The organism is Candidatus Pelagibacter communis (assembly GCF_001179965.1).
GTDB lineage: Bacteria > Pseudomonadota > Alphaproteobacteria > Pelagibacterales > Pelagibacteraceae > Pelagibacter.
In genome coordinates this window covers 1-3,668 of the sequence record NZ_CVSH01000048.1, presented here as the reverse complement: position 1 = coordinate 3,668, position 3,668 = coordinate 1, and the positions used below count along the sequence as shown (strand labels likewise).

The 3,668-nt window shown below is 34.5% G+C and carries 4 protein-coding genes; 3 read left to right on the top strand and 1 reads right to left on the bottom strand.

What is annotated here, in order from left to right; genetic code table 11:
- The coding region (locus tag AMN73_RS02050) for an NAD(P)-dependent oxidoreductase (protein ID WP_143323190.1) at positions 1-423 on the bottom strand (423 nt) is incomplete at its 3' end.
- Between the two features lie 58 nt (positions 424-481).
- Between AMN73_RS02050 and AMN73_RS02045 the strand changes: the two genes are divergently transcribed.
- Genes AMN73_RS02045 through AMN73_RS02035 form a run of 3 tightly spaced genes read left to right on the top strand, consistent with a single transcriptional unit; the run spans position 482 to position 3,646 of the window.
- A complete protein-coding gene (locus AMN73_RS02045) occupies positions 482-964 on the top strand; it encodes a hypothetical protein (RefSeq protein WP_075534624.1) in 483 nt (160 codons plus the stop codon).
- Complete coding sequence (locus AMN73_RS02040; protein ID WP_075534623.1) at positions 964-1,170, top strand: hypothetical protein; 207 nt, start codon at positions 964-966, stop codon at positions 1,168-1,170. Before AMN73_RS02045 ends, AMN73_RS02040 begins: the two co-directional genes overlap by 1 nt.
- Positions 1,171-1,213: 43 nt before the next feature.
- Positions 1,214-3,646, top strand: coding sequence for a GcvT family protein (locus tag AMN73_RS02035; RefSeq protein WP_075534622.1), 2,433 nt, complete (start codon positions 1,214-1,216; stop codon positions 3,644-3,646).
- Positions 3,647-3,668 lie beyond the last annotated feature (22 nt).

The following is a 3,668-nucleotide window of genomic DNA, read 5'->3' as shown; positions in this document are numbered from 1 at the left end:
TTTTCTTTCTCCACCAACAAAAATTGCTATGTTACCTGTTGCTGCTCTATGGCACCCACCACTAACTGGACCATCAAGGGGTATTCCTCCTTTTTCTGATACTAGTTTTCCCATTCTCTTGACTTCGGCTTCATCTGTAGTGCTCATCTCTAGCCAAACTTTGTCTTTACTTATACCCTTAAGAATACCATTTGGTCCTTCCATCACATCTTTACATATTTCTGGTGAAGGCAGACAAGTAATTATTAAATCAACACCTTCAGTAAGCTCTCTGGAGTTTTCAGCTATTTTTGCCCCTTTTTTTTTGAATTCATCAGTCAAACTTTTATCTAAATCTCTAACAGTTAGGTCAAATTTATTTCTCAGTAAACTACCAGCTAATTTGCCACCGACATTTCCCAATCCAATAAAGCCGATTTTCATGTGCGTCCTAATTAGTAAATTAATAATTTTTTAAACATGATATAATTTATTAATTAAAATGTATTTAAATAAAATTAAAACAACTATAAGCTTTTTTTTAATATTATCAGTCATTTCAATAAACAAATTTGCTTTTGCTGAGATAATAAAGCCAAATAATGGTATTGAACCTCTTCAAGTTGTGAAAATTCAATTAAGAGGATTAAAGAATAATAGCAAAGAATATAAAGATGATGGTATCGAGCAGACTTGGGCATTTGCACATCCAGATAACCAAAGATACACAGGACCCCTTGAGAAATTTAAAATTATGTTAAAAGGTGAGGCATACTCAATGTTGCTGAATCATAAAGAGCATAAAATTAAAGAAATTTTTTTATCAGAGGATGTTGCAACCTTTGAAGTAATTATTTTAAATGCTGAAAAAGAATATTTTAAATTTAAATGGCAAGTTGAAAAATTTATTGAGGAAGGACCACTAAAGGATTGTTGGTTAACAACAGCTGTATCCTCACCAATATCTATGGGGTCATCAATCTAATGCCAAAATTACCTGATTATATAAGAGTAGCAATTTTAATGGGAATTTTATGCATTCCACCTATTGCAGCAACCCAAATTGGTTGGTTTCTTTGGGGGAAAGAAGCGGGCATTAATTGTGGTATGGTTGTTGGAGTAATTAGTGTGACTATCGCGGCCTACCTAATGTACCAGAAGGGTTGGAGAGATTCTGATGATGACTATTAAATTTATGTTTCGTTAAGATGAGAAATTTAGTAGGAATCCAATTATGAAATCAAAAGCTAAAGTAGTTATAGTTGGTGGAGGTGTAGTTGGAGTAAGCGCACTTTATCATTTAGCAAAAAAAGGATGGTCCGATGTTGTTTTAGTTGAGAGAAAAGAACTAACATCCGGATCAACTTGGCATGCTGCCGGACTTTTACCATTGTTTAATATGAGTTATTCAGTGGGACAACTTCATAAATACGCAGTCAATCTTTATAAAACATTAGAAAAAGAAACAGGAAAAAATGTTGGCTTCAGTGTTGTATCAAATATTAGATTAGCAAGCACTAAAGATCGAATGGATGAATATCATCAGTATGCAGGAGTTGCACAAACAATTGGAGTCGATGTAAAATTCTTAACACCTGACCAAGTAAAAGAAATTTGGCCACTGTGTAATACTTCAGATCTAGTTGGTGCAATTCAACACCCAGAGGACGGTTACATTCAACCTGCCGATCTTACTCAAGCTTTAGCAACAGGCGCAAGAAATAGAGGCGCAGAAATTTATAGAAACACAAATGTAGTCGGAATTAAACAAACAAAAGATGGATGGGTTGTTGAAACTGATAAAGGTTCTATCGAGTGTGAACATGTGATGTCATGTTCTGGTAATTTTGCAAGACAAACTGGTAAGATGGTTGGATTAGATATTCCTGTTATTCCAGTTGAACATCAATACATCGTGACTGAACCGCATCCAGAAATACAAAAAAGAAAAAAACAAGGGCTTCCAGAGATGGGAGTTTTAAGAGACAGTGATAGTAGATGGTACATGAGAGAGGAAGCTGGAGGTTTAATTTTAGGACCTTATGAAGATGGTGCTCCATGTTGTTATGTAGACGGACCATCAAAAGACTCTGAGTATGAATTATTTCAAGAAGATCTTGATAGACTTGCTCCTCACATTGAAGGCGCAATCCACCGTGTACCTGCATTTGGAGAAGTTGGCGTAAAGAAAGTTTATAATGGTGCTATATGCTATACACCAGATGGTAATCCAATAGTTGGTCCAGCTTGGGGATTGAAAAATTTTTGGATTAATGAGGGACATAGTTTTGGAATTACAGCAGCTGGTGGTGCAGGTTGGCAATTAGCAGAATGGATTGTTGATGGAGAACCAACTATTGATATGTTAGGCGTTGAGCCAAGAAGATACGGGGATTATTGTTCAAAATCATATCTTAAAGAAAAAAATGAAGAAGCATATAGAAATGTATTTATAATTCATTATCCAGATGAGGAAAGAGGAGCTGCAAGACCATTAAGAACAGCACCATGTTACGATAGAATGAAAAATTTAGGAGCTGTGTTTGGTCAAAAATTTGGATGGGAGAGACCAAATTTTTTTGCAACTGATGGGATGAAACAAGAGGACGATTGGTCTTTTAGAAGATCAAAATGGTTTGAAGCTATAAAAAAAGAATGCAAGAACGTGAAAGAAAATGTTGGATTGCTAGATATGACAGCTTTTGCAAAATGTAGAATCAAAGGTCCTAAAGCAGAAGAATTTTTAGATAAATTAGTCGCCAACAAACTTCCAAAAAAAGTTGGAAGAATAAATTTGTGTCATGCTTTAAATACAAAAGGTGGTGTGCACTCTGAATTTACAATTATGCGAGAAGCAGAGGACAGTTTTTATTTAGTTTCGGCAGGTGCTTTTCAAAGATTAGATCATGATTGGATATTAAAATGGATGCCAAGTGATGGCTCAGTACAATTTGAAAATTTAACAAATAGCACGGGTGTATTAGTAGTCTCTGGGCCAAAAGCTAGAGAATTGATGCAAAGAGTTTCAAAAGATGATTTTTCTAACGAAAATTTTAAATGGTTAAGTGCTAAAAATGTGGATATTGGTCAGGCACCTGTAAATGCGATGAGAGTTAACTTTGTTGGAGAACTTGGTTGGGAGCTCCATCATGGCATAGAATATCAAAACCATATTTTTGATAAATTAATGGAGGCAGGTAAAGATTTAAATCTAAAACCATTTGGAATACGAGCGATGAATAGTTTAAGAGTAGAAAAATCTTATAAATTAGTTGGAACAGAATTATCAATTGAATATTCTCCCTACGAGAGTGGACTTGATAGGTTTATTCACCCAAATAAAGGAAACTTTATAGGTCTAGATGCACTTAATAAATGGAGAGAAAAAGGATTCAACAATAAATTAATTACACTTGAAGTTCATAACACAACAGATGCAGATGTTTTAGGAAACAATCCTATTTATGAAAATGGATCAGTGATAGGTAGAGCAACAGGTGGTGATTTTGGTTTTAGATTAGGAAAATCTATCGCACTAGGTATGGTTAAACCAGAATTAGCTAACGTTGGACAAAAATTAAAAATTGATATACTTGGTAAGATGCATGAGGCAACAATCTTAGAGGAAAGTCCTTATGATCCTGAAAATAATTTATTGAGAGCTTAATGAAAATATTAGTCGCTGTAAA

Coding starts and splice junctions, on each gene's coding strand:
- AMN73_RS02035 (WP_075534622.1), top strand. CDS start 1,214: ATGAAATCAAAAGCTAAAGTAGTTATAGTTGGTGGAGGTGTAGTTGGA.
- AMN73_RS02040 (WP_075534623.1), top strand. CDS start 964: ATGCCAAAATTACCTGATTATATAAGAGTAGCAATTTTAATGGGAATT.
- AMN73_RS02045 (WP_075534624.1), top strand. CDS start 482: ATGTATTTAAATAAAATTAAAACAACTATAAGCTTTTTTTTAATATTA.